Here is a 23,913-nt window from a genome sequence, read left to right as displayed (position 1 = left end):
AGGCAGGTCCGCGAACAGGAAGGGGAATGGGTATTGGCTGAACGGCGGTCAGGCTGTGGCTGCACCGGTCATGATGGCCACCGCATCGGTCATGCTGTGTGACTTCGGGGTGATGGTGGCGGCGCACTTGCCGAGGCGCTGGATGTGGATCCGGTCGGCGACGTCGAACACATGCGGCATGTTGTGGCTGATCAGGATGACCGGAAGGCCGCGGTCGCGGAGGTCCCGGACCAGTTGGAGGACCTGGTTTGATTCCCGCACGCCCAGCGCTGCTGTCGGTTCATCCAGCACTACCACCTTGGAACCGAAGGCTGCCGCCCTTGCCACGGCCACGGCCTGGCGCTGGCCTCCCGAAAGGTTTTCGACCGGGACGGTGACATCCTGGAGCGTCGAAATTCCGAGGCGGGTGAGCTCCTCCTTTGCCTTGCGGCGCATCCCCTTGGTGTCCAGGACACGGAACACCTTTCCCAGCGGTCCGGGCAGGCGTTCCTCCCTGCCGAGGAAAAGGTTGGACGCGACATCCAACGCGGGCGAGACGGCGAGGTTCTGGTACACCGTCTCGATGCCATGGGCACGGGCATCCTGCGGCCGCTTGAAGTGCACCTGTTTCCCGGAGACTTCAAGCTCGCCGGAATCCGGGACTTCGGCCCCGGTGAGGCACTTGATGAGCGTTGACTTGCCGGCGCCGTTATCGCCGATGATGGCCAGCACTTCACCCGGGTAAAGGTCCAGGCTGACGCCGTCCAGGCCAACAACCTTGCCGAAGGTCTTGACGAGGTTGCGTGCCTTGAGGATCGGCTGTCGTGTTTCGGTGGCGGGGGATTCAAACCCGGTGGAGGTCATGACTTCACCTTTCGGATCCACTGGTCGATCGACACAGCGACGATGATGAGGACGCCGACGGCGAGGGTCTGGAACAGTACGTCCAGCCCGGCCAGGGAAAGCCCGTTGCGGAAGACGCCCACGATCAGGGCGCCGAGGAGGGAGCCCCAGACTGAACCGCGGCCACCGAAGAGGCTGGTTCCGCCGATTACGACGGCGGTAATGGAGTCCAGGTTCAGGTCCACGCCCCCGTTGGGGCTTGCTGCGTTGGTGCGCCCGATCTGGATCCAGGCCCCGATTGCGAGGACGGCGCCCGCTGCGAGGTACACGCTCATCAGGACGCGGTTCACGGGGATGCCGGCGAGCCGGGCCGCTTCCTTGTCATCGCCCACCGCGTAGACATGGCGTCCCCAAGCGGTCTTGCCCAGGATGAAGGCAATGGCCACGTAGAGCAGGAGCATCATCACCACGCCGGTGGAGATGCGGACCGGGCCCAGCGGGAAGGTGCTGCCCATCCAGGTGAGCAGGCCCGGCATGCTGGATCCGCGGACCGTGGACCCGCCCGAGTACAGCAGCGTCAGCGCGATGAAGATATTCAAGGTTCCCAACGTCACGATGAACGGGGGGAGTTTGAACCGTGTCACGAGGAAGCCGTTGAGCGCCCCGGCGGCGAGCCCGACGACGAGTCCGGCCAAGAGTGCCAGCGGCGCCGGAATCCCGTTGTTCACGGCCAGTTGCGCCACCACCATGGAGGCCAGGATCATCACCGCGCCCACGGAGAGGTCAATGCCTGCGGTGAGGATGATGAGGGTCTGGGCGATGGCCAGGGTTCCGACCACGGAAACCTGCTGGGTGATCAGGGAAAGGTTTTCGAACCGCAGGAAGCGGTCGTTGAGGAGGCCGAACACCACCACCGCAACCAGCAGCACAATCGCCGGGCTGAGCGCGGGATAGCGGTGCAGGACGTTGCGGATACGGCTGAGCGGGGTTTGGCGGTCGAGGAATTCCTCGGCGAGGTCAGTGGCGGGTCCTGTGGCCGGCGGTCCGGCCGTCTGTTGCTGGGTCATCGATGCTCCTGTCACTCTCCTGACCTACTTGCCCCAGCAGATCTGGGTGGCGTCCGTCGTCGTGATGCTCTTGACGCCGTCGGCCGGCTTGTCAGTCACGAGTTCGACGCCGGTGTTGTAGAAGTCCAGGCCGGGGGAGTTTTCCGGCTTCTTGCCGGTCTTGGCCAGGTCCACGATCGACTTAACTCCGAGTTCGGCCATCTTGACCGGGTACTGCTGGGCGGTGGCGCCGATGACGCCGGACTTGACGTTGTTGACGCCCGCGCAGCCGCCGTCAACCGAAACCACCAGGACGTCCTTTTCCTTGCCTGCCGCCTTCAATGCTTCGAAGGCACCGGCGGCCGCGGGTTCATTGATGGTGTAGACGACGTTGATGTTCGGATTCTTGGAGAGCAGCGTTTCCATGGCCGTGCGGCCGCCGTCTTCGGCGCCCTGCGACGCCTGGTTCCCGACGATTTCGTACTCGCCGCCCTTGCCGCCGGTGTACTTGCCGGTCTTGGCTTCGTCGCCGTTCTTCTTCTTGTCAGCGGTGTCGATGCCCAGGCCGCTCAGGAAGCCCTGGTCGCGGTTGTAGTCAACGGAGACAACCTTGTCGTCGAAGAGGTCGATCAGCGCGATGGTGGCCTTCTTCCCGCCAAGCTGGGCGCCAGTCCATTTACCGATCAACTCACCCGCGGCGAAGTTGTCGGTGGCAAAGGTGATGTCCGCAGCGTCGGCGGGGTCCGGCGGAGTGTCCAGGGCGATGACGAACAACCCGGCGTCCTTAGCCTTCTTCAGGGCATCGACGACCGAGGGGCCGTTGGGGGTGATGAGGATGCCTTTGTCACCCTTGGAGATGGCGTTTTCAATCGCCTGGATCTGGGTATCCTCATCGCCGTCGGCTTTGCCGGCAGCGAGCTTGAGGTCCACGCCGTCGGCCGCCGCAGCCTTTTTGGCGCCGTCCTGCATGGAGACGAAGAAGGGGTTGGACGTGGTCTTGACGATCAGCGAGACGCCGATCTTGTCCGAGGAACTTCCCTCGGTGGATCCGCCTGCGGAGGAACTGCCGCCGCATGCCGACAAGCTGAGTGCGCCGAGAGTCAGGACGGCCCCCATTGTGAGCAGGCGGGCGGCGGGGGTTCGTGAAGTCTTGGAACTCAACATTGAATCTCCTCTATTAGGGCACTTACCGTGCCTGACAACGATGTCAAGGAAGAGGTAATCAGCATCACACTGTAGAGTCAAGCAAGAATTGATTATGAAGAGCGAGGTTGTGACAACGATGTCAGATCGTTATCAGTTGGAGTTGAATAAGAACCGCCCCACCATGCGCCACGTGGCGGCCCTGGCGGGGGTGGGCATCAAGACCGTTTCCCGGGTGATGAATGACGAGGCCGGTGTTTCCGAGGCAACGCGCCAGCGGGTCCTGGGAGCTTCCCGGCAGCTGAACTATCAGCTGGACCTCACTGCAGGCAGTTTGAGGCGCGCGGGCCGGAAGACCCTGTCCATCGGCCTGCTCCTTCCCAGCGTAGCCAACCCGTTCAGCAGTGAGATCCATCGCGCGTTGGAGGACGCCCTCACGGCGAGGGGTATCGCGGTTTTCGCGGCCAGTATCGATGACGATCCGGAGAGGGAAAAGGCGTTGGTGGCCGCTTTCCTCGGACGGCGGGTCGATGGCCTGGTGGTCACGCCAATTGCAAGGAGCCAGGCGTACGTTATCCCGGAGCACTCCCGCGACCTGCCCGTGGTCTTCATCGACCGTGAGCCGGTGGGCATCGACGCCGATGCCGTAGTGACGGACAACGCAGCCGGTTCCGCCCGTGCCGCAGCCCACCTGCTGGAGCATGGACACACCAGGGTCGCCTATCTCGGCGACCGCCCGGACATCCAGACCGCCAGGGAGCGGCGACGGGGATTCATGGAGGAACTCGCCCGGGCCGGTGTTGCCACATCGACTGTCCATGTCCGCGAGGGCCTCCATGATGAGGAGTCGGCCCGGAAGGCGGCCCACGAGCTCTTTGCCTCCGGCAACCCGCCCACGGCCATCTTCTCCAGCCAGAACCTCGTGACGTTCGGCGTGATGAGGGCACTGCGTGAGAGGGCAGCGAACCACCGGGTCGCGTTGGTGGGCTTCGACGACTTCACGCTGGCCGACATGATGGAACCCGGCATCACCGTCATCGCGCAGCATCCTGACCGGATCGGGAAACTCGCCGCTGAGCGGTTGCTCGCCCGCATGGACGGCGACGACAGCGCTCCGCAGACCTACGTTGTCCCCTCGGAACTAATCGTGCGCGGCTCGGGCGAGCTCCCGCCGTCGAACTGACCCACCAGAGAAAGAAGGAAAACCATGGCCAAAACCCTGTATGCAGAGTTCACCGTCAAGCCCGGAAGCGAAGAACGCGTCGCGGAGATGATGCGGGAACTGACGGAGCACGTGCGCCGGGAACCCGGCAACGAACATTTCCTGGCCTATACCCGGGAATCGAACCCGCGTGAATACTTCGTCTTCGAGGTGTACCGGGACGACGACGCTTTCCGGGAGCACATCACCGCCGAGTACGGAGCCACGTTCAATGCCGAGCTGGCGGGGCACATCGAAGAGGACGGGTCGATCCTCACCTGGCTTCAGCCGGTGGAATAGTTCCACTGGCCTCGGCAGGCCCAGCCACCGGACGCCNGGGCCTGCCGAAACCTGCCGGCTCAGCCGCGGGCCTTCCCTCCGGCGTTGACCGCCTTAAGGGACGCCAGGAACATGGCCTGTTTCATCGGGGTGACGGTGAGCGACTTCAACTGCGCAACGCCGCCCTCGGCGAACACCGCTACCTCCTTGGCTCCGTCTGCGGGGAAGACCTGATCCGTGATTGTCCGCAGTCCGCCTTGGGCGAAAACTTCCAGCGAAGACCTGTCCACGTAGATCCGGAGGGTCACATTTCCTCGTGCATCCACGGTGAGCGGTGCCGAATCGACCGAGGTAAACAGCGGGTGGAAGCCGACATTGCCTGAATTCCCGCGGTCGATGTACACCTCTTTTGCGGCGGCGTCATAGCCGATGGCTGTGGAGGATGATCCGTTCCCGAATACGGTGATCCCGGACTTCGCGGCGCTGCCCGGAGCGAAGGTCACATCGATCCGCTGCACATCACCCGAGGCCGGGGACGGCAGAGGATGCGTTCCCGGAGCGATGGCACCGCCTGTGGTGTCCCGGTAACTGGGCGCGGTGCCAAGCCCGTCCACCTGCTTCACTGCCTGCTGTATCAGCCGCGGGCCGTCCGGCGTTTGCGTCAGGCCGATTTCACGGGGCAGCGACATGGCGCTGCGCCACGGGAAAGTAGGGATGCTGTTGGCGTAGTCCCAGTTGTTCATCCAGCCGAGCATGACGCGCTTATCCTCCGGCATGTTGCCGAACGAGACCGAGGCGTAGTAGTCCCGGCCGTAGTCCAGCCAGTCATAACTGTCGATCCGCGGCTTGGCCGGTTGCGGGGAGGCGGTGAACTCGTCAGCCAGGATGTGTCCCCACCCGAAGCGGTTGTTGTCCACGATCCTGATCCGCGCTTCGCGGCCACGGAATTCCGCCACGTTCCAGGAAGCCCAGTCCAGCACCTCGCTGTTCGCGCCGGTAGCTGTGCGCACCACCTTGCCGTCCACCACCAGGTTCACTGTGGTTTCGTCCGAGCGGGGCACGGCAGCCTGGTCGGTCAGCATGACGTGGTCAACCGTGAGGTGCCCCCAGCCACCGGTCGCCTGGTCCACTATCCGAAGCCGTGCCTGCCTGCCCGTGAATTCGGAGACGTCCCAGCCCTTCCAGTTGAGGGCTCCGGCGTCGTCCCCGGCCAGGGTGCGCACTACATTGCCGTCCACCAGCAACTGGGCCTCCAGTACTTGCCCGGATTCAGGGCTGCGGTGCCCGCCGCCCACCAGCATGCTCACGAAGTTCCGGGAGAGCGTGAATTCCGGCGAGGTCAGGGTGCCTTGCCGGTCGTCACCCGGGGCGGTGCCTGTTTCGAAGGTGTTGATGCGTTTGGCGCCGATGTAATAGTCGCCTCCAGTCGTGGCGGGCTGGTACGACGGCGCGAGGTCGCCAGTGCCGGTCCAGCCGGCTTCTGCGAGGGTACTGCCGTCCGGGACCTCGAAGCCATCGAACAACAGGTCTCCCGGGGGCGGTGTGTTGTCCAGCTTGTCGGAAATCCGCGGATGCTGGCCTCCACCCACCAGGAAGTTGATGTAGTCGCTGTCCACCGTGAATGCAGGGGAGGACATGGACCCCAAGGGCCAGTCGCCGTCGTTGAAGGAGTTCACCAGGCCTGCGCCCACGAACCCGCCCACGGGGTTCTGGCCCGGCAGGCTTCCCGCTGCCGGAGCGTCGGCGAAGGGTCCGTTCTTCCAGTTGCCGGGTTCATTGCTGACGGCCCACCCGTTGTACGTCCCGTCATTGAAGCCGGCCACGGGGTTGCCGCCGGGCAGCGCATCGCTGGGTTTCGTGGTCTCTGACGTAAAAGTGACGCCATCGAAGCTGCCCACGAAGTATTGACCCCCGGAGCCGCCGGCGACTCCGCCGGGATTGATGTTGACCACCATGACCCACTTGACGTTGTTCGGGTCTCCGTCCACGGCCAGCGGAAAGAGGTCGGGGCATTCCCACAGTCCGCCCGTGGCGTTGGCCGGCCCGAATTCGCTCAACGCCGTCCAGTCCTTGAGGTTGGTTGACTTATACAGCAGTACTTTGTGGTCCAATGCCTCGACTGCCGTCATCACCCAGTAGCCGCCGCCGTCGGCAGTGCCGTACCAAAAGACCTTAGGGTCGCGGAAGTTGGCGGAGTTCCGGTCGAGGACAGGATCCGCACTGTACTTGGTCCACGTTTGCCCATCGTCCAGGCTGTAGGCCAGCGACTGGGCCTGGAGCCCGCGGTGCGGCGAAGCGTCTTTGTAGGCGCTGGTGTAAATCGCAACCAGTGGCGGGTTCTCCGCAGTCCCGAGCCCGGATGAATTGTTTTTGTCCTCCACCACGCTGCCTGAGAACACGTCCTCCTGGTCATCGGTGGAGATGGCCAGCGGCTGCTCCTGCCAATGAACCAGGTCAGTGGAAGTGGCATGTCCCCAGGACATGTTGCCCCAGGTGTTTCCGGACGGGTTGTGCTGGAAGAAAAGATGGTAGATCCCTTTGTGGTAGATCATTCCGTTGGGATCGTTCATCCAGTTCTTCGCCGGCGAAAAATGGTAGGCCGGCCGGTACGGTTCCTGGCCCAAACCGCTGCCCGTGGTTGGGCCGGGAGGAGGTGTCCCGTCGCCTTTTCCTGCCATCGCAGGGCCGGCGCCGGCCAACGCTCCGCCGAGTATCAAGCCGGCCAGCGTCAGCGCCGAAAGGACCTGGAGTCTTCCCTTTTGTGGTCTGTTCATTTGTGGATTCGCCCTTCATCGCGCGTGTAGTAGACAACGATGTCAATATGTGACGGAGCGTAAGTTAAGTCCGGAAGACAAGTCAACGAACCCGGTAAAGGCCCTTCTGACGGTGCCGTGTCCGTGCTTGCCGAAGCCGGTTCAGCGAGCCATGAGACACCGTTGTCATCTGGCCCGTACCAAGGAAGGACTGGTTCCCATATCGGCACCGGCCAGGCGGCACCAAGCGGCAATGGTTCCGGGCGGCATGGAACGGCCTCACCGGCTACGGCAAAGAAGCCGTGCGCCCTAGGCTTGAGCCATGTCCCAACCGCGCCATCCGGTTACCCCCAAGCACGATCCGCAGAAGCGGCTTGCCCTGCGCCCCTATGCCAGGGCGGTGGCCCAGGTCCTTCGGGTAAGTTTCCGGGCCTCGCCTGGCGCCGTGGTCATGAAGGTGCTGGGTTCCCTGATCTCGGCCGTTCTGCCCCTGGTCACCACGTTCTTCGCCTCCCTCACCACCACGGCCCTGGCAGCTGCCTATGCAGGAGACGCCGCGGCGGGCCGCTTTGCCGTCATCTATGTGATTGTCACTGCCGCTCTCGGTCTCTTCTGGGGCGCCTTCAACAGCGTTGACCGCTATATCCAGCAGCTGATGAGCTTCAAGGTGGGCGCCATTGTCGGCGACCAGATGTACGAACGCTTCCTGGCGCTCGAATTCTGGCGCTACGACGACAAGGAGACGGTGGACCTTTACGACCGCGCCAAGCGGTTCTCCGACTCCTACGCCCGGGTCCTGGACCGCATCGCCGCAATCTTCACCCAGCTCGTGTCGGTCATTCTCGCGATTGGGGCGCTGCTGCTGGTCAGCTGGTGGATCGCCGTCATCGTCCTGGTGGCCATCGTCCCCAGCGTCTACCTGCAGTTCAAGCTGTCCCGGGAACAGATCGCGCACTGGAATACGCAGGTGGATTCACGCCGCCAGCGCCGCATGATCGAAACCAACCTTCTCCGGCCGCAGCACATTGCCGAGATGCGGCTTTACGGGATCGTGCGTTTCCTGATGGACCTTCGCTCCCGCCTCCGGGACGCGGACGAACGGCGCCGCCTGGATTACCAGCGGCGCTACATCCCCCGGCAGCTGGCCGCTGACGCACTGCAGTACGGTGCGGAGGTGGTGTCGCTGATCTGGGTGGTGGGCCAGATCATTGCCCGCGCAGCCCCGGTGGGGCAGTTCCTTTACGTCCAGCAAATCGTCAGCCGCGCGCTGTCCACCGCCAACAACCTGGTGTCCTCACTCAGCTCGATCGACGAGGACCTGGCCAACCTGACCGACTACGAGCTCTTCATGGCGATGCCCGTGCACTCGGAACACGCCCCGCCCCTCCTGGAAGCGCCGAAAAAGGTGGAGCTGAAGGACATCCGCTTCACCTATACGGGCAGTGACATCGAGGTGATCAGGGGCATCAGCCTCACCATCCGACAAGGCCAGCACATCGCCATCGTGGGGGAGAACGGTGCGGGCAAGTCCACCCTGATCCGGATCCTCGCCGGCCTCTACCGTCCCGATTCAGGCCAGGTACTGCTCGACGGCGTGGACCTCGCCGCCGTCGACGTCACTTCCTGGCACCGGCACCTGGCCGTGCTCAGCCAGGAGTTCCTGAAGTACGAGTTCGCCACCGCGGCGGACAACATCTACTTCGGCGACGTGCAGAATCCGCGCAACGATGACCGCGTCCGCAGGGCTGCCGCCGATGCGGAGGCCCTGGAGTTCATCAACAAGCTCCCCAACGGGCTGGACAACCACGTCAGCAACTGGATGGAGGATCCGCGCGGCCGGAAGGGCAGCGGCCTGAGCGGAGGCCAGTGGCAGCGGCTGGCCATGGCCCGGAACTTCTACCGGGACGCGTCTTTCATGGTGATGGACGAGCCCACCTCGGCGATCGATGCGCTGGCTGAGCACAGGATCTTTACCCGCCTCTTTGCGGACCGCAGCAGCACCATCATCGCCATCAGCCACCGCCTGGCGACCATCGAGAAGGCCGACATCGTGTACATGCTGGAGGACGGCCGCATTGTCGAACAGGGAACCCACAAGGAACTGGTGACCCTGCGTGGCCGCTACTTCCGGATGTTCGAATCCCAGCTCAGCGTTGAGGAACCGACCGGGACCTAGGCTTCCACCACCGTTGTGCGGACGCGGGCAAGGCTAGGCCGGGGCGGGACGCTGCTGAACCCGAACGTAACGGCAGGACGGATGGGAGCCAGCGCTCCTGCGTCCTTGCCTTCCCAGGACACGACGGCGGAGGTCAGGTGGTGCAGGTCGGTCACCCCGTAAAACTCCGCCCTGCCGCTCCCGGCAGTGCCATAAGTGCGGGCACCTGGCGCCGCGAGGGCGGCCAGCGGACTTACTGCGGAGAGCCACCGCGGATGGACAGCAAGGCGCCGTGGCACGGCCCGAAGCGCTGTTCCCAGCAGGGTCCTCGTACCGGTGACGGCCCGGATTGCCAGCGGGCCGGCGTCGACCGCCAATGCTCCGTCAGCCAGCGATGCCCGGACGTCCACCACCCGGACTTCGTCAAAGCTGTAGGTAGCGGAAATGAACTCAGCCACGTCCGGCCGCGGCGCCAGCAGCAGGCGTTGCCCGGAAGGCTGCTGCACCATCACATCGGAGAACGCTCCAAAGGGGGAGTCCTGCCACACGCCCACCACCGCGCGCACCCCGGAAGCCGTGCCGATGCCGGCGATGTGCCCGTCAAACGTCCAGCGGCTGCCCATCCAGCCACTGTATCCAACCGCCCGCGGCCTGGCTGGGCGGGCGCCATGCGCTGCTGGGATAACCTAGAGCAGTGACTTATGAGATCGAGATCGGCCGTGGCAAGCGTGGGCGTCGTGCCTACTCCCTGGATGACATAGCAATCGTCCCCAACCGTCGTACCCGTGACCCCAAGGATGTCTCCGTCTCGTGGCAGATCGACGCGTACCAGTTCGACATGCCGGTGATCGCCGCCCCGATGGACTCGGCCATGTCGCCGCAGACAGCCATCGCACTGGGAAAGCTCGGCGGCCTGGGCGTCCTGGACCTGGAGGGCCTCTGGACCCGCTACGAGGACCCGCAGTCCGTCCTGGACGAGATCGCGTCACTAAAGGATGAAACCAACAGCCCCGCCGTAACCGGCCGGATGCAGGAGCTGTACCAGGCTCCCATCCAGCCGGAACTCATCACCTCCCGCCTTGCCGAAATCCGCGAAGCCGGCGTCACCGTTGCCGGTTCTCTGACCCCGCAGCGCACCCAGGAACACTACAAGACCGTGGTGGCTGCCGGCGTCGATATCTTCGTCATCCGTGGCACCACCGTGTCCGCCGAGCACGTCTCCAAGGACCACGAACCGCTGAACCTGAAGCAGTTCATTTATGAGCTCGACGTTCCCGTGATCGTGGGCGGCGCCGCCGGCTACACCCCGGCACTGCACCTGATGCGTACCGGCGCGGCGGGCGTACTGGTGGGCTTCGGCGGCGGTGCGACCACCACCACCCGCCGCGCCCTGGGCATCCACTCGCCGATGGCCTCCGCCATCTCCGATGTCGCCGCTGCGCGCAGGGATTACATGGACGAGTCCGGCGGCCGGTACGTCCATGTCATTGCCGACGGCGGCATGGGCACCTCGGGCGACATCGTCAAGGCAATCGCCATGGGCGCGGACGCCGTCATGCTGGGCAGCGCCTTGGCCCGGGCAGAAGAAGCCCCGGGCAAGGGATGGCACTGGGGCCAGGAAGCGCACCACACCGAACTGCCCCGCGGGGACCGCGCCAACGTCGGCACCGTAGGGCCCCTGGAGGAAGTCCTCTTCGGGCCCGGCCACCACACCAACGGCACGTCCAACCTCATCGGCGCGCTGCGTCGCTCCATGGCGACCACCGGCTATTCGGACCTGAAGGAATTCCAGCGGGTCGACGTCGTGGTGTCGCCCTACGCCGGGAACTGACGCGGCTGGCAGGGCGGCGCGGACCGCGGCCGCCCTGCCCAAAGCACGCCACGAGCCAGTACTGTGGGTTTACTACCGGCACTAGGCACTGGAGGCGTTCAATGAAGAGTGTTCCTGCAAACGGCGGGGAACTTGGCCCGGAAGCCAGGGAAGCGGCCATCCAGCGCTTGCGGGCTACAACTGAACCCGGCCGGGAACTGGACATCCTGATCGTTGGCGGCGGGATCGTTGGGACCGGAGCGGCCTTGGACGCTGTCACCCGGGGCCTGAGCGTTGGCATCGTGGAGGCCAGCGACTGGGCAGCCGGAACCTCTTCACGGTCCTCCAAACTCATCCACGGCGGCCTGCGCTATCTCGAAATGCTGGACTTCGCCCTGGTCAAAGAGGCCCTGCAGGAACGCGGCCTCCTGCTGTCCGAGATTGCCCCGCACCTTGCCCGGCCGGTGCCCTTCCTCTACCCGCTGACCAAGCCCTTCATCGAGCGGCCCTACGTGGGGGCCGGCATCGCGTTGTATGACGCCATGTCCGTCTCCAGCGGGCACAGCCGCGGCGTGCCCTTCCACAAACACCTGAGCAAGCGCGGCACCCTTCGCGCCGCGCCCAGTTTGAAGAACGATGCCTTCGTCGGCTCCATCCGCTATTACGACGGCCAAGTCGATGACGCGAAGTACGTGGCCAACCTGGTCCGCACCGCTGCCTACTATGGTGCGCACGCGGTAAACCAAATGGCGGTGGTGGACTTCCTGCGCGAGGGTGAGCGGGTGGTCGGAGCCAAAGTCGAAAACCGCGAGGACGGCACGCAGTTCAGCATCCGCGCCAAGCAGGTCATCAACGCGACGGGGGTCTGGACCGACGAAACCCAGGCCATGGTCACGGACCGGGGCCAGCTGAAAGTCCGCGCCTCCAAGGGCATCCACCTGGTGGTTCCCCGCGACCGCTTCCAGTCCACGGTGGGACTGATCCTGCGTACCGAGAAGTCTGTGCTGTTCGTCATTCCGTGGGGGCGGCACTGGATCATCGGCACCACCGACACCGACTGGCACCTCGACAAGGCGCACCCCGCCGCCTCCAGCAAGGACATCGACTACGTCCTCGAACACGTCAACCGGGTGCTTAAGCGCCCTCTGACCAGGGAAGACGTCGAGGGGGTCTACGCAGGCCTGCGGCCGCTGCTGGCCGGTGAAAACGACTCCACCGCCAAGCTGTCCCGCGAGCATGTGGTGGCGCACCCGGTTCCCGGCCTGGTGGTGGTGGCCGGCGGCAAGTGGACCACCTACCGGGTCATGGCCAAGGACGCAGTGGACGAGGCCACCCGCACCATGGACGAGCGGGTGCCGCCCAGTTGTACAGAGACCATCCCGTTGTTGGGCGCGAGCGGATTCCGTGCCGCCTGGAACCGCCGCAACCGCACGGCCGAGGAATCCGGGGTCCACGTGGCGCGTATCGAGCATCTGCTCAACCGGTACGGCTCCATGACACCGGAGGTCCTGGCCATCATCGGGCAGAACGCCGAACTCGCGGAGCCCCTGCCGGGCGCCGACGACTACCTCCAGGCGGAGGCCGTATACGCCGCCACGCATGAGGGGGCCCGCCATGTGCAGGACGTCCTCACCCGGCGCACCCGCATCTCCATCGAAGCATGGGACCGCGGCGTGTCCGCTGCCCCCGTTGTCGCTAAACTGATGGGTGACGTCCTTGGCTGGAGTGACGCGCAGCGTGAAAACGAGGTCCGCCACTACATTGCCCGGGTGGAAGCCGAACGCCTTAGCCAGCAACAGCCGGACGACGAATCCGCGGACGCCGCCCGCCTGGGCGCGGAAGATATCGTGCCCTTGCGCTGAGGGGCCGCTTGCCCCGCACTGCTGACTGAAGGGATACGCCTTGGCGGAACCACTGGACCCGTATGACGCCCACCTCACCACCCCCGACATGGTGATCTTGGAGATGGAGGCGAAGGACAAGGCCGACGCCACCACCCAGTTGGCAGGGCGGCTGCACGCCGCCGGGCGGATCTCGGATCTTGACGGGTTCCTGAAGAACGTCAACGCCCGGGAACACCAGCTGGCAACGGGGCTCCCGGGCGGCGTCGGACTGCCCCATGCGCGCAGCGAATTCGTGTCCCAAACCTCCATCGCCGTCGGCATCGCCAAGTATGGCCATGCGCTGGACTTCGGCGCCGCCGACGGGCCGGCCACGGTCATCCTGCTCATTGCCACGCCGGCCAGCTCTTTCTCGGACCACCTGGAAGTGCTGGCCACGCTGGCCCGTTCGCTTTCCAAGGAATCCTTCCGCGAGTCCCTGCGGCGTGCCTATGACGCAGAAGTCATCGCCGAACTGATCAATTCCAGCCTCGTGTTCTTCGACCATTAGCCCAGACCGCGGTTCGGAGCAGTCCCTGGCGTTTAGTTGTTCTACAGAAGTACGAAGTACGGTTAAGACGTGTGGAAAACAGCCCTTAAGCCCCGATGGATCGCCGGTTTTGTCCTGGCGATCGTGCTCTCAGGGGTCTTCGTGCTGCTGAGCCAGTGGCAGTTTGGCCGTTCCACGCAGCCCGAGATGCCGGTCAACCCCGCGTCCGAGCAGGTGCAGCCGCTCACCGCCACGCTCCAGCCGGGGGAGTTCTTCCACGGCAGCGTCGCGGACCAGATGGTCACCGCGCAGGGAACATACAGCCCGGACAAGCAGGTCCTGGTCCCCGGACGCCTCCATGATGGGAAGAGCGGCTACTGGGTGGTCACGGCCTTCGCCGTCAACGGCGCCCCCACACTGACGGGAGCGGCCGCGTCACCTCAGACGTGGATTCCCGTGGCCCGGGGGTGGGTGGCGCAACCCCAGGATGCGGCCGCACCGCCGTCCGGCCTGGTGGGTCTGACCGGCCGCCTGCTGCCCTCCGAAGCGCCGGTGGCCGGAAAAGCGGCCAAGCCTGGTGAGGCGACGGCGGTTTCCGTGGCGGAGCTCATCAACTACTGGGACGTGAGCAGTTACCCCGGGTTCGTGTCAGCCACGGCCGAGGTGGTGGCGGGGCAGGACGTCAGTGCCACGGCGGTGCCTGGAAAGCTCCTGCCACTGAACATCGGACCGCAGCCGCCGGGGCAGCACATCAATTGGCTCAATCTCTTCTACTCCATTGAATGGGTGGTCTTCGCAGGGTTCGCGTTCTTTATCTGGTGGCGGCTGGTCAAGGACGACTACCACCGCGACCTGGAGGAAGCACTCGAGGCCGAAGGCGGAGGCGACCCCGAAGCGCACCAGCACGACCCGAACCAGCTTCCACAGCAGCCTGGACAGCACCCGCAGCCTGGCCAGCACGAACAAAAGGTACAGCCATGATTGATCCGAAACCTGCCACCCCGTCCGCCCAGACCCCGGGTGGCAAGACGTCCAAGAAGCGCCGCTTCGGCGGAACGGAAGCACAGATCCGGTCGGCCCTGAAGTTCTACAAGGTCATGGCCTACCTCACCGGCACCATGCTGCTCCTGCTGTGCGCCGAACTCGTGGCGCGGTACGGCTTCGGGCAGTACCTGTTCGCCGGCGGAACCAATGCCGTGACCGGCCAGCCGTTCGGGTTCGGGTTCGCCGATGCCGAGCCGCCTGGAGTGCTCAACGGCGTGAACGTCTCCGTCACCGTGCTGATCGTGCACGGCTGGATGTACGTGGTCTACCTGATTTCCAACTTCCGTCTCTGGTCGCTGATGCGCTGGCCTTTCCCCAAGCTGGTCCTGCTGGCACTTGGCGGCGTGGTGCCGTTCCTGTCCTTCATCGTCGAAAAGAAGTTCCACGCCGAGGTGGAGGCCGAACTGGCCGCCAACCCGCAGGCGCCGCAGCGCTACTGACCGACCGCGCAGCACAACCCGCCGCCCGGGCCCGGCCAGCCGGTTTGCCCGGCCCGCCACCCGCCGTCGGACGTTTGCTCCGTCACAGCGGGCCGTCCCAAGATGCGCCGGTGCAACGGCGCCAAGTAGGCTATTACGGTGACTACTCCCACTGCATCCCAAACTTCCCAGAAGCCGGTGCTGGTTGTTGATTACGGTGCCCAGTACGCGCAGCTGATTGCCCGCCGCGTCAGGGAAGCGAATGTGTATTCGGAAGTGGTTCCGCATACCTACTCCACCGAGCAGCTCCTGGCCAAGAATCCCGCCGCCATCATCCTTTCCGGCGGACCGTCCAGCGTTTATGCCGACGGCGCCCCCAGCGTGGGTGCCGACCTCTTCGAAGCGGGCGTCCCCGTCTTTGGCATCTGCTACGGCTTCCAGGCCATGGCCAACGCCCTGGGCGGCACGGTGGACAAGACAGGGCTGCGTGAGTACGGATCCACCGAAACCACCATCCTGGGCGAGGGACGCTCCGTGCTGGAGGGAATGCCCCAGCACCAGAAGACCTGGATGAGCCACGGCGACTCCGTCCACCGGGCGCCGGAAGGCTTCGAAGTCCTGGCCACGACGGCGGGCGCGGAAGTTGCTGCTTTCGCCAACGAGGCAAAGGGCCTCTTCGGCGTGCAGTGGCACCCCGAGGTCAAGCACTCCGCCTACGGCCAGCAGGTGCTCGAGAACTTCCTGTTCAACTGCGCCAAGATCGAACCCAACTGGACCACCGGCAACATCCTCGAAGAGCAGGTGGAGCGCATCCGCCAGCAGATCGGCGATGCCCGGGTCATCTGCGGCCTCTCCGGCGGCGTGGATTCCGCCGTCGCGGCCGCCCTGGTCCAGCGTGCTGTGGGCGACCAGCTCACCTGCGTGTTCGTGGACCACGGCCTCCTGCGCGAAGGCGAAGCCGAACAGGTGGAGCGCGACTTTGTTGCCGCCACCGGCGTGAAGCTGTACGTGGCCAACGAACAGGAACGCTTCCTCTCCGCTCTGGCCGGCGTCAGCGATCCCGAGACCAAGCGCAAGATCATCGGCCGCGAGTTCATCCGCGCCTTCGAGGAAGCCGAACTTGCCATCATCGCCGAGGCCGCAGCCCATGGCGAGAAGATTAAGTTCCTGGTCCAGGGCACCCTGTACCCGGACGTCGTCGAATCCGGCGGCGGTGAAGGTGCCGCGAACATCAAGAGCCACCACAATGTGGGCGGCCTGCCCGAGGACCTGCAGTTCGAGCTCGTCGAGCCGCTGCGCGCCCTGTTCAAGGACGAGGTCCGCGCAGTGGGCGCCCAGCTCGGCCTGCCGCAGGAAATCGTTGGCCGCCAGCCCTTCCCGGGCCCTGGCCTGGGCATCCGGATCGTCGGCGACGTCACCAAGGAACGGCTGGACCTGCTGCGCAAGGCAGACGCCATCGCCCGCGCCGAGCTGACCGCAGCCGGCCTGGACAACGACGTTTGGCAGATGCCGGTCGTCCTGCTCGCCGACGTCCGCAGCGTGGGCGTGATGGGCGACGGCCGCACCTACGGCCACCCCATTGTGCTCCGTCCCGTCTCTTCGGAGGACGCCATGACCGCTGACTGGTCGCGGCTTCCGTACGACCTCCTGGCCAGGATTTCCAACCGGATCACCAACGAGGTGGACGGCGTCAACCGGGTGGTGCTGGACGTGACCAGCAAGCCGCCGGGAACCATCGAATGGGAATAGCAGTGTGAGTGGCCGGCCTCCGCCAGCGGGGGCCGGCCACTGCTTTTTCCCGGTGAAAACCTCCGCAAATTCCCTTGCCCCAGTGTTGCGGTCTCTCAAGTCCGGCGTCGGAGCGGCTACTCTCGAAGCTATGCCGGTATGGTCCAGGGCGTCACGTGCAAACGCAGAAAAGAAGGCAGAAGTGTCAGTTGGTCAAGGCCACCCGGAAGGCTCGGAAGAGCTTCGTAAATGGCTGTCCGGGCTCAAACCGGTCACCGGCGCGGACACGATGCTGCGCTTTACCAAGACCCCCGAAGGCTCCATCGACCTCACCTCGGCCCACCCCTCCGGGCTTGCCCAGCTCATGGCCGGGCGCCGTACCCGCCTGTCCACGCTGATCCGGGACCGGCAGCAGTATGTCGTGGCGGCCAGGGCATCGCGGAACATCCGGTCCAAGATCTTTGAACTTGCCAACGACCGCGGCATCGACGCCGGCTACCTGTCCGCGGGCACGGTGGTGTGGACGTCCGCCGTCGGGGGCAAACCCCAGCGCGTGTCCGCCCCGGTGATGCTGACCGCCATCTCCCTCACGGTCCGCCCGGGCGAGGACGACTTCGAACTCCAGCTCACGGAGCAGGCACACATCAACCCCGCGCTGGTGCGGCACCTGAAGAACATCCACGGCATCGTCTTCGACGTCAACGCCGTCACCCGCCTTGCCTACAGCACCGCACGGTTCGACCCCCAGCCCGTCCTGGACCGGCTGGCCACCCTGATCCGGCCCATCCACGGTGCGGAAACCCAGCACAACCTGCTTGTTTCCACTTTCGCCGACCTCTCCGGAAACCTCGACGATCCTTGGATCAACGACTCGCATCCCATCGTCGCCGCCCTTGCCACCGCAGCCGGCGGTGAAGTGGTGGACGTGCAGGAGCCGGATCCCTCCCGCTTCCCGCACCTGGACAACAGGCACCCCAAGGATGAGCTGCTCCTGCTGGACGCCGACGCGGATCAGCAGTACGTGATTGATGCTGCCCGCGCGGGCGACTCCCTGGTGGTCGGCACCCCGCCGGGTACCGGCCAGACCCAGACCGCCATCAACACGATCGGCGCGCTGGTGGACGCCGGGAAGACCGTGCTGGTGGTGGGGGACCGCCGCGCCAGCCTGAACGAAGTTTCCGGACACCTGGAGACCCTCGGCCTGGAGTCCATCCTGTTCCAGCTCTCCGGCAACGTTTCCGCCCAGCAGCTGAAGGGCCAGCTGGTCCGGGCCATCGTCCGCAACGAAAAGTCGCTGGAGCCGCAGCTCGGGAACCTGCATGCCACCCTGACCGAGCACCGGCATGCGCTCATGGACCATGTGGCGTCGCTCCACAATGTCAGGGACCGGTGGGGCTGCTCGCCGTACCAGGCCATGCAGTCACTGGCCGAACTCACGTCCATCCATCCGGCCCCGGCAACCACCGTCCGGCTCAAGCGAAGCGTCCTGGACAACATCAGGGACCGTGAGGAGCTGGCCGGCAGGCTTCGGCGGGCCGCGGAACTGGGCAGCTTCAGCAAAGCGGCCACCACCAGCCCCTGGCACGGTGCCCGGCTGCTGACCCGCAAGGAAACCGAGGAAGCCCAGGACCTGGTCCGGTCTGTGGCGAAGAGCCTGCCCGCCCTTCGCGACCGGATGGAGGCAGTTGCGGAGCACGCCGAGATCCGCCTGGGCGAATCGTTCGCCGAGTGGGGCGAGCAGCTGGAGCTGCTCGTTGCCGTCCGCGGCAGCCTGGACAAGTTCACCCCGGACATTTTCGACCGGCCGGTGACGGACCTGATCTCCGCCACGGCGCCGTCTGCCTGGCGCCGTGAACGCGGCATCGAGTTGACCGCCATGCAGCGCTCCAGGCTTCGGCGGGTTGCGAAGGAATATGTCCGCCCCGGCGTGCACATCGCGGACCTGCACTCGTCGCTGGTGCTCGTCCAGGAGCAGCGGGCCCTCTGGGCCGGTTATGCCACCACGCAACGGCACCCGGCGGTCCCATCCGGCCTTGCCGAGATGAACGCCATGTACCGCTCCCTGGACGGCGAGCTCGGACAGCTCGGCGAGGCCCTGCAGCACACGGAAGACGGCGGATCCCTCGCCACCGTCCCCTACACCAGGCTGATGGCACGGCTTGAGCGCCTGGTGGCGGACACCGACACCCTCAAGACCCTGCCCGAGCGGACGCTTCTCATTGAGAACATGCGCGAACACGGCCTCGGGGAACTCCTCGCCGACCTCGCGGAACGGGAAGTCCCGGAAGGCTCCGTCGCCGCCGAACTCGAACTTGCCTGGTGGCAGTCCGCACTTGAGGCAATGATCAGCGGCGACGACTACCTGGCCATGTCCGACGGCGAGGCCCTGCGCCAACTCGAGGCCGAGTACCGGCTGGCCGACAACGCCCACATCGCCAGCGGCGCCGCCCGGCTTCGGTGGGACCTGGCCGAACGGTGGCGCAGCGCCATCGCCGCCCAGCCGCGCCAGGCGGACCTCCTGCGCAGCCTGCTCAAGGACGGGCGGGTCTCCCTGCCGGCACTGACCGCCCAGGCGCCCGACCTGATCGGCAGCCTGGTACCGGTCTGGTCCGTCAGCCCGTACCTGATGACGGGCCTGCTTCCGGCGGAACAGCACTTCGACGCCGTCGTGATCCTCGACGCCGAGGCCACCTCCCTGCAGGCGGTCCTGCCCTCGATCGCCCGCGCACGGCAGGTCATCGCCTTCGGTGATTCCCGCATCGCCACGCCACGGACATTCACCGTGGGCGTGGAACGGCTCGCGCCCGGCGAGTCGGCGCACCAGCGCGTCGAGAGCGCCTTCACGGCCCTGTCGGCCGTGCTGCCCGTGTGGCAGCTGAACGTGGTGTACCGTGCCGTGGACGAGGACCTCGTCCTGCAGCTGAGCAAGAACTTTTACGACGGCGGCCTGCGCCGGCTGCCGGAAGGCCAGTCCGCGACGGGGCTGGACCGCTCCCTGCTGGTGGAATACCTCCCAGACGGAACCGGGCTTCCCAGCGCCGACCACGAAGGCGTGGAATCCGTGGTGGCCGAGGTCAACCGCGTCGTGGAGCTGGTCTTCGAGCACGCACGCATGCGCCCGCGGACCTCCCTCGCCGTGGTCACCGCCAGCCTCCGGCACGCAGCGCGTATTGGCGAGTCCATCCGGCTCCAGCTGTCCAACCAGCCGGGCCTGGCCGGATTCTTCGGTGCCGGACCGGAGTCCTTCCGGGTGGTTGACCTGGAAAGGGCCCAGGGACTGGTCCGCGACCACGTCATATTTTCGCCGGGATTCGGGCGGACCCCGCACGGCCGGGCGCTGCATAACTTCGGGCCGCTCTCCGCGGAAGGCGGCAGGGAGAAATTCGCCCTGGCCATGACCCGCGCACGCCGCTCCATGCACGTGCTTACCTGCTTCCGTCCCGAGGACCTGGACCACACCCGGCTCACGCACGGTGCCGTGGACCTGTACACGCTGCTGGACCGGGAAATTTCGGGCAACACCGACCTGGGTACCCCCGCGTCCCGTGCGGCCGCCAGCGAGCAGGCATTGGGCGCGGATCCGTTGGTGGCGGACCTGGGCGACCGGCTCCGGGCCCGCGGGGCGAGGGTTTGGCACCAGTACGACGGCGCCATTGACGTTGTTGCCGCCGCCGACCCCCTCAACACCATGGGCCAGGACGAGTCGGACCTGCCGCGGCCCGTGGCCATCGAGTCCGACGGCACCGCTCAGTACCGCACCATGAGCGTCCGTGAACGCAGCCGGCTGCGGCCCCAACTGCTGGAGCGGCTGGGGTGGCGGTACATGCCGCTGTGGACCATCGAGGTCTTCACCGATCCGTCGACCTGCGCGGACCGCATCGCCGGTTACCTTGGCCTGGAAAAGATGGTGTTGCCGGCAAGGACCACGCCGTCTGCGGGATTCCTTGACGACGACTTCGACCAGGCGTTCCATGGAATGGCCGCTTCTTCGCCGGCCGGTGTTTCCTACCTGCCCAGCGAAGACCGGGGTAATGACAGCGGGAGCCAGCAGGAAGCGGGCATGAACGGGCACCAGGCGGGAACGGACGCCTCCGGCGCCGGCTTCGGCCGGAACGGCCAGGGACGCCGGGCCAGCGCCGCGGACAACAGGGAAGCGGCTTCCCCGACTGGAGACTCCCCAACAGCGAACAGCGCGCCGGAGGAAGACCTGGCCGCCAACGAGATCGGTGGAGGACTTATGCGCGGGGACGAAACACACCGGGACGAGAACGGGATGAACGGCAACACTGTGAACGACAACGCCTTACACGGCAACGGAACCGCGGGACCGGAAACCCAAGGTGACGCAGGTGACTCCGCGAAGCCGGCTTCTGAAGAGCCTGCCGCCCGGACGGCCAAGGCCGGCACCGGGGACATCCTTCCGAGCAAGGCCGCCGAGGACGACGCCCGCAGCTGGGGTGACCGGGACGATGACCACGACACCTGGTTGAAGGAACAGCGGCCGCCGCACTGGGGCTGAGGGCCTGCCTGCGCCGGTGCAGATGGTACCGGACCCGCTGCTTAGGGGTTCCACAGTGGTTTAGGGCGGGCTGACCAGTACGAAAAACAGCCTGCCCTGGGTGGAGGCACCGGCCAGGCGGGAGGACTGCTCCGCCGTAGCTGCCACGACGATCAGTCCGTCCGTCTCGGTGGTGCCCAGCCACTGGCCACTCTGTGCACCCTTGTTCGAAGTCCACAGCACCGGAACGCCGGAGGCGAGCACCTCGGATGGACCCTGCTGGTCGAACCCGCTGGCGGATGTCAGCACCACATTGACCAACTGGCCGGGGGACACCAGCTGGATGGACGACGCATCCGCCATGCGCAGGGGAACGGCGGCGGAGCCGGGAGGCGTCCCGGCCAGGAGCCCGGGACCCAGGAGCTGGGCGTCGGTGAGGAGCTGGCCTTTGCGCATCGGGGCAGCAAGCTGCTTCCCGGCGGCAGCTGCGTCGTCCCGGAGGAATCCTGCAGCCATCATCCCGGGCGGCACCTGGACACGGGCGAAGTCCGTTGGCGTCATCGCGGTGCCAGCGGGAAGATCCCTGGCAGCGGCAAGGGCCGTGACGGTGGATACCGGTGCTGGAGTAAGCTGCTGGACCGTGATGGCGGCCGCGGCGCAGAACAGCAACGCTGCACCGAGGCGGCGGTTGCGGCTCAGCCAGCCGGCAAACCGGGAGCGGAAGGGACGGTATCCGGGACGGCGTCCCTGGCGAGGGGTGCCCGTGGGCCACCCGGGGCCGTCACGGTGATGGCGGGAAAGTATCGGCATGCGCCCACGCTATGGGGCGGGCCGGCACGCCGGGGAGCCTGAAGTGGGCCTATGTGGACAAAGGCGGCCGGGCGCTGGAAGGCGCCGGCCGCCGTCGTCGTGGCGATGCAGTCCTAGACGATATGAAGAGGAACAGAACCTGCCCGTCCGGGGTCGGTCCATTATCGCCGGGCGGTCCTGCAGCGCCGGCTTGATGTGATCGGCGGCCCTGAGAGGGATCTGGCCGCTGCAGGACCTGTTCCCGGCAGTGATGTCCCTTATCCCGGAAGGGCAGGTTCTGGCGGGAGCATGGGGGGCCGGGGCCTTCTGTTTCACAGGGTCCGTGGGTTGCCATTGGCGGCTCCCGTGGCCTGCGAGGCTCATTGGGGGTGCAATGGTAGTGCCACATGTGAGGTTTGGGAGGTCCCGGCTATGTTTGAGCATACTTTCATTGGTCTGGATGTTCACGCGGTCAATGTCGTCGGCCATGCGCTGAACCCAGGCACTGGTGAAATCAGTCTCCACACGATGGCCGCTGACCCGGCCCTGATCCTGGAGTGGGTCCGGCGATTCGAGCCGCCCGTCAAGGTCGTTTATGAGTCAGGCCCGACAGGGTTTGTACTGGCCCGGCACCTGCGGGCCGCGGGCATCAACTGTGTGGTGGCGGCGTCCTCGAAGCTGCTGCGCGCTCCCGGGGACCGGGTAAAAACCGACAGGCGGGATGCCCGGGTTTTGGCTGAGATGCTCGCGGTCGGCTCGGTCACCGAAGTCCGCATCCCGGAGCCGGACGAAGAGGCGTTGCGGGACCTGTCCCGGCTGCGCTCGGGCACCGCCAAAGACCTCGCGCATGCCCGGCAGCACGTGAACGCCGTCCTGCTCCGGCACGGGATCCGCTACCCCAAGGACAGCAGGTGGACTACAGAACACAGTCGGTGGCTGCACCGCCAGAGCTTTCACGACCCGGCGCTGCAGTTCACCTACGACGCCGATGTCGAGCAGGCCGAGCTGCTTGCAGCGCATCTGGCTCGCATCGACAAACAGATCACCATCACAGCGGCGGCGTGCCGCTACGCAACAGTGATTGACGCGCTGATGTGCTTACGCGGCATCCAGCTCACGACCGCGTTCGGTCTGGCCGTGGAAATCGGTGACTGGACCCGCTTCACCGGCTCATCCATCGGCTCCTATCTCGGTCTGGTCCCCAGCGAAGAATCCTCCGGCCAGTCCCGGCACCAGGGCCCGATCACCAAAGCCGGCAACACCTATGCCCGGAAACTCCTCATCGAAGCGGCTTGGCAGCACCGCCGCCCCTACGCCCGGCCCGGAGAACGGCTGCTGCGCCAACTTGACCTGGTCGCGCCGGCAACCCGCATCCGGGCCCTCGAAGGAAACCACCGGCTGCACCGCAAATGGGAACACTTCGATGAACGCCACAAAATGTCAGTGAAGGCCAACACGGCGATCGCCCGCGAACTCGCCGCTTGGTGCTGGTCACTGGCCGCCCCGCTCCAGGAAGGACAACACATGAAAGCGGCCTGACCCGGAACCTGCCCGCCGACAGTGAGCAGTTGCGGGGGGCGATGACAGCACCCGGAGCCAACTCGGGCTTCAGCTATGAGCAGACGGTCCAAACCACCATCGACGCTCGATCCTAGACACCGATACGCTCCAGCCGAACAAATCGTCATGCGGTAACCAACCCGCGAATGTCAGCCTGACACTGCCCCAGTCGAAAAAGACTCGCCACGCCCCCCACAGCATCACAACCGGCCGGCACACGATGAGCGGCCCCCGGGAACCAAACCCAGGAGCCGCTCATCCATGCACTCTTGACAACGAGATCTACATATCAGCTG

The 23,913-nt window shown here is 65.8% G+C and carries 17 protein-coding genes; 11 read left to right on the top strand and 6 right to left on the bottom strand.

Annotated features, from left to right (window positions below):
* Positions 1–48 precede the first annotated feature (48 nt).
* Genes ACTJK0_RS00085 through ACTJK0_RS00075 form a run of 3 tightly spaced genes read right to left on the bottom strand, consistent with a single transcriptional unit; the run spans position 49 to position 3,032 of the window.
* Entirely contained in the window at positions 49–843 is a 795-nt protein-coding gene (locus ACTJK0_RS00085) for an ATP-binding cassette domain-containing protein (protein ID WP_110541259.1), read from the bottom strand.
* The gene (locus tag ACTJK0_RS00080; protein ID WP_440743817.1) at positions 840–1,889 is read right to left on the bottom strand and encodes an ABC transporter permease; all 1,050 of its coding nucleotides are present in this window, start codon (positions 1,887–1,889) and stop codon (positions 840–842) included. The genes ACTJK0_RS00085 and ACTJK0_RS00080 overlap by 4 nt, the downstream gene beginning before the upstream one ends.
* 24 nt (positions 1,890–1,913) lie before the next feature.
* Complete coding sequence (locus ACTJK0_RS00075) at positions 1,914–3,032, bottom strand: substrate-binding domain-containing protein (RefSeq protein ID WP_110541257.1); 1,119 nt, start codon at positions 3,030–3,032, stop codon at positions 1,914–1,916.
* Positions 3,033–3,195: 163 nt separating this feature from the next.
* Between ACTJK0_RS00075 and ACTJK0_RS00070 the strand changes: the two genes are divergently transcribed.
* A complete protein-coding gene (locus ACTJK0_RS00070; RefSeq protein WP_110541256.1) occupies positions 3,196–4,194 on the top strand; it encodes a LacI family DNA-binding transcriptional regulator in 999 nt (332 codons plus the stop codon).
* A 24-nt stretch (positions 4,195–4,218) separates the two neighbouring features.
* Positions 4,219–4,512 carry an antibiotic biosynthesis monooxygenase gene (locus ACTJK0_RS00065; RefSeq protein ID WP_110541255.1) on the top strand — a complete coding sequence of 98 codons (294 nt, stop codon included), beginning with the start codon at positions 4,219–4,221 and terminating at the stop codon, positions 4,510–4,512.
* A 59-nt stretch (positions 4,513–4,571) separates the two neighbouring features.
* Here ACTJK0_RS00065 and ACTJK0_RS00060 read toward each other — a convergent pair whose 3' ends face one another.
* Positions 4,572–7,265 (bottom strand): GH32 C-terminal domain-containing protein, encoded by a 2,694-nt coding sequence (locus ACTJK0_RS00060; protein ID WP_110541254.1) that lies wholly within the window; start codon positions 7,263–7,265, stop codon positions 4,572–4,574.
* A 301-nt stretch (positions 7,266–7,566) separates the two neighbouring features.
* On the opposite strand from ACTJK0_RS00060, the gene ACTJK0_RS00055 reads away from it, so the two are divergent.
* On the top strand, positions 7,567–9,420 hold the full coding sequence (locus ACTJK0_RS00055) for an ABC transporter ATP-binding protein (protein WP_440743816.1): 1,854 nt from the start codon (positions 7,567–7,569) through the stop codon (positions 9,418–9,420).
* On the opposite strand, the gene ACTJK0_RS00050 is transcribed toward ACTJK0_RS00055, so the two are convergent.
* Complete coding sequence (locus tag ACTJK0_RS00050) at positions 9,417–10,022, bottom strand: hypothetical protein (RefSeq protein ID WP_440743815.1); 606 nt, start codon at positions 10,020–10,022, stop codon at positions 9,417–9,419. The genes ACTJK0_RS00055 and ACTJK0_RS00050 overlap by 4 nt on opposite strands.
* 71 nt (positions 10,023–10,093) lie before the next feature.
* Here ACTJK0_RS00050 and ACTJK0_RS00045 point away from each other — a divergent pair, with 71 nt between their 5' ends.
* From ACTJK0_RS00045 to ACTJK0_RS00015, 7 genes are all read left to right on the top strand, one after another.
* Positions 10,094–11,230, top strand: a complete 1,137-nt coding sequence (locus ACTJK0_RS00045) for a GuaB3 family IMP dehydrogenase-related protein (protein WP_110541251.1) — start codon at positions 10,094–10,096, stop codon at positions 11,228–11,230.
* A 101-nt stretch (positions 11,231–11,331) separates the two neighbouring features.
* Positions 11,332–13,071 carry a glycerol-3-phosphate dehydrogenase/oxidase gene (locus ACTJK0_RS00040; protein WP_110541250.1) on the top strand — a complete coding sequence of 580 codons (1,740 nt, stop codon included), beginning with the start codon at positions 11,332–11,334 and terminating at the stop codon, positions 13,069–13,071.
* A gap of 40 nt (positions 13,072–13,111) precedes the next feature.
* Entirely contained in the window at positions 13,112–13,600 is a 489-nt protein-coding gene (locus ACTJK0_RS00035; protein ID WP_110541249.1) for a PTS sugar transporter subunit IIA, read from the top strand.
* Positions 13,601–13,669: 69 nt separating this feature from the next.
* Positions 13,670–14,560 (top strand): SURF1 family protein, encoded by an 891-nt coding sequence (locus ACTJK0_RS00030; RefSeq protein ID WP_440743814.1) that lies wholly within the window; start codon positions 13,670–13,672, stop codon positions 14,558–14,560.
* Entirely contained in the window at positions 14,557–15,063 is a 507-nt protein-coding gene (locus ACTJK0_RS00025; protein ID WP_440743813.1) for a DUF3817 domain-containing protein, read from the top strand. The genes ACTJK0_RS00030 and ACTJK0_RS00025 overlap by 4 nt, the downstream gene beginning before the upstream one ends.
* Before the next feature lie 138 nt (positions 15,064–15,201).
* A complete protein-coding gene (gene guaA, locus ACTJK0_RS00020) occupies positions 15,202–16,791 on the top strand; it encodes a glutamine-hydrolyzing GMP synthase (RefSeq protein ID WP_440743812.1) in 1,590 nt (529 codons plus the stop codon).
* A gap of 130 nt (positions 16,792–16,921) precedes the next feature.
* Positions 16,922–21,289, top strand: coding sequence for an AAA family ATPase (locus ACTJK0_RS00015; RefSeq protein ID WP_440743811.1), 4,368 nt, complete (start codon positions 16,922–16,924; stop codon positions 21,287–21,289).
* Between the two features lie 60 nt (positions 21,290–21,349).
* Here ACTJK0_RS00015 and cpaB read toward each other — a convergent pair whose 3' ends face one another.
* Positions 21,350–22,078 (bottom strand): Flp pilus assembly protein CpaB, encoded by a 729-nt coding sequence (gene cpaB / locus ACTJK0_RS00010; protein ID WP_440743810.1) that lies wholly within the window; start codon positions 22,076–22,078, stop codon positions 21,350–21,352.
* 411 nt (positions 22,079–22,489) lie between these two features.
* On the opposite strand from cpaB, the gene ACTJK0_RS00005 reads away from it, so the two are divergent.
* Positions 22,490–23,596, top strand: a complete 1,107-nt coding sequence (locus tag ACTJK0_RS00005) for an IS110 family transposase (RefSeq protein WP_223992154.1) — start codon at positions 22,490–22,492, stop codon at positions 23,594–23,596.
* Positions 23,597–23,913 lie beyond the last annotated feature (317 nt).

It is taken from the genome of Paenarthrobacter sp. 22069, assembly GCF_052046035.1.
In the GTDB taxonomy this organism is placed as follows: domain Bacteria; phylum Actinomycetota; class Actinomycetes; order Actinomycetales; family Micrococcaceae; genus Arthrobacter.
The sequence above is the reverse complement of the archived record's forward strand: the minus strand, read 5'-3'. Positions and strand labels throughout refer to the sequence as shown.

Bases quoted from the DNA above. Each gene is read 5' to 3' on its own strand.
- ACTJK0_RS00075 (WP_110541257.1), bottom strand. From the start codon at position 3,032: ATGTTGAGTTCCAAGACTTCACGAACCCCCGCCGCCCGCCTGCTCACA.
- ACTJK0_RS00080 (WP_440743817.1), bottom strand. From the start codon at position 1,889: ATGACCCAGCAACAGACGGCCGGACCGCCGGCCACAGGACCCGCCACT.
- ACTJK0_RS00085 (WP_110541259.1), bottom strand. From the start codon at position 843: ATGACCTCCACCGGGTTTGAATCCCCCGCCACCGAAACACGACAGCCG.
- ACTJK0_RS00015 (WP_440743811.1), top strand. From the start codon at position 16,922: ATGCCGGTATGGTCCAGGGCGTCACGTGCAAACGCAGAAAAGAAGGCA.
- ACTJK0_RS00055 (WP_440743816.1), top strand. From the start codon at position 7,567: ATGTCCCAACCGCGCCATCCGGTTACCCCCAAGCACGATCCGCAGAAG.
- ACTJK0_RS00025 (WP_440743813.1), top strand. From the start codon at position 14,557: ATGATTGATCCGAAACCTGCCACCCCGTCCGCCCAGACCCCGGGTGGC.
- ACTJK0_RS00005 (WP_223992154.1), top strand. From the start codon at position 22,490: ATGTTTGAGCATACTTTCATTGGTCTGGATGTTCACGCGGTCAATGTC.
- ACTJK0_RS00050 (WP_440743815.1), bottom strand. From the start codon at position 10,022: ATGGGCAGCCGCTGGACGTTTGACGGGCACATCGCCGGCATCGGCACG.
- ACTJK0_RS00060 (WP_110541254.1), bottom strand. From the start codon at position 7,265: ATGAACAGACCACAAAAGGGAAGACTCCAGGTCCTTTCGGCGCTGACG.
- cpaB (WP_440743810.1), bottom strand. From the start codon at position 22,078: ATGCCGATACTTTCCCGCCATCACCGTGACGGCCCCGGGTGGCCCACG.
- ACTJK0_RS00065 (WP_110541255.1), top strand. From the start codon at position 4,219: ATGGCCAAAACCCTGTATGCAGAGTTCACCGTCAAGCCCGGAAGCGAA.
- ACTJK0_RS00040 (WP_110541250.1), top strand. From the start codon at position 11,332: ATGAAGAGTGTTCCTGCAAACGGCGGGGAACTTGGCCCGGAAGCCAGG.
- ACTJK0_RS00070 (WP_110541256.1), top strand. From the start codon at position 3,196: ATGCGCCACGTGGCGGCCCTGGCGGGGGTGGGCATCAAGACCGTTTCC.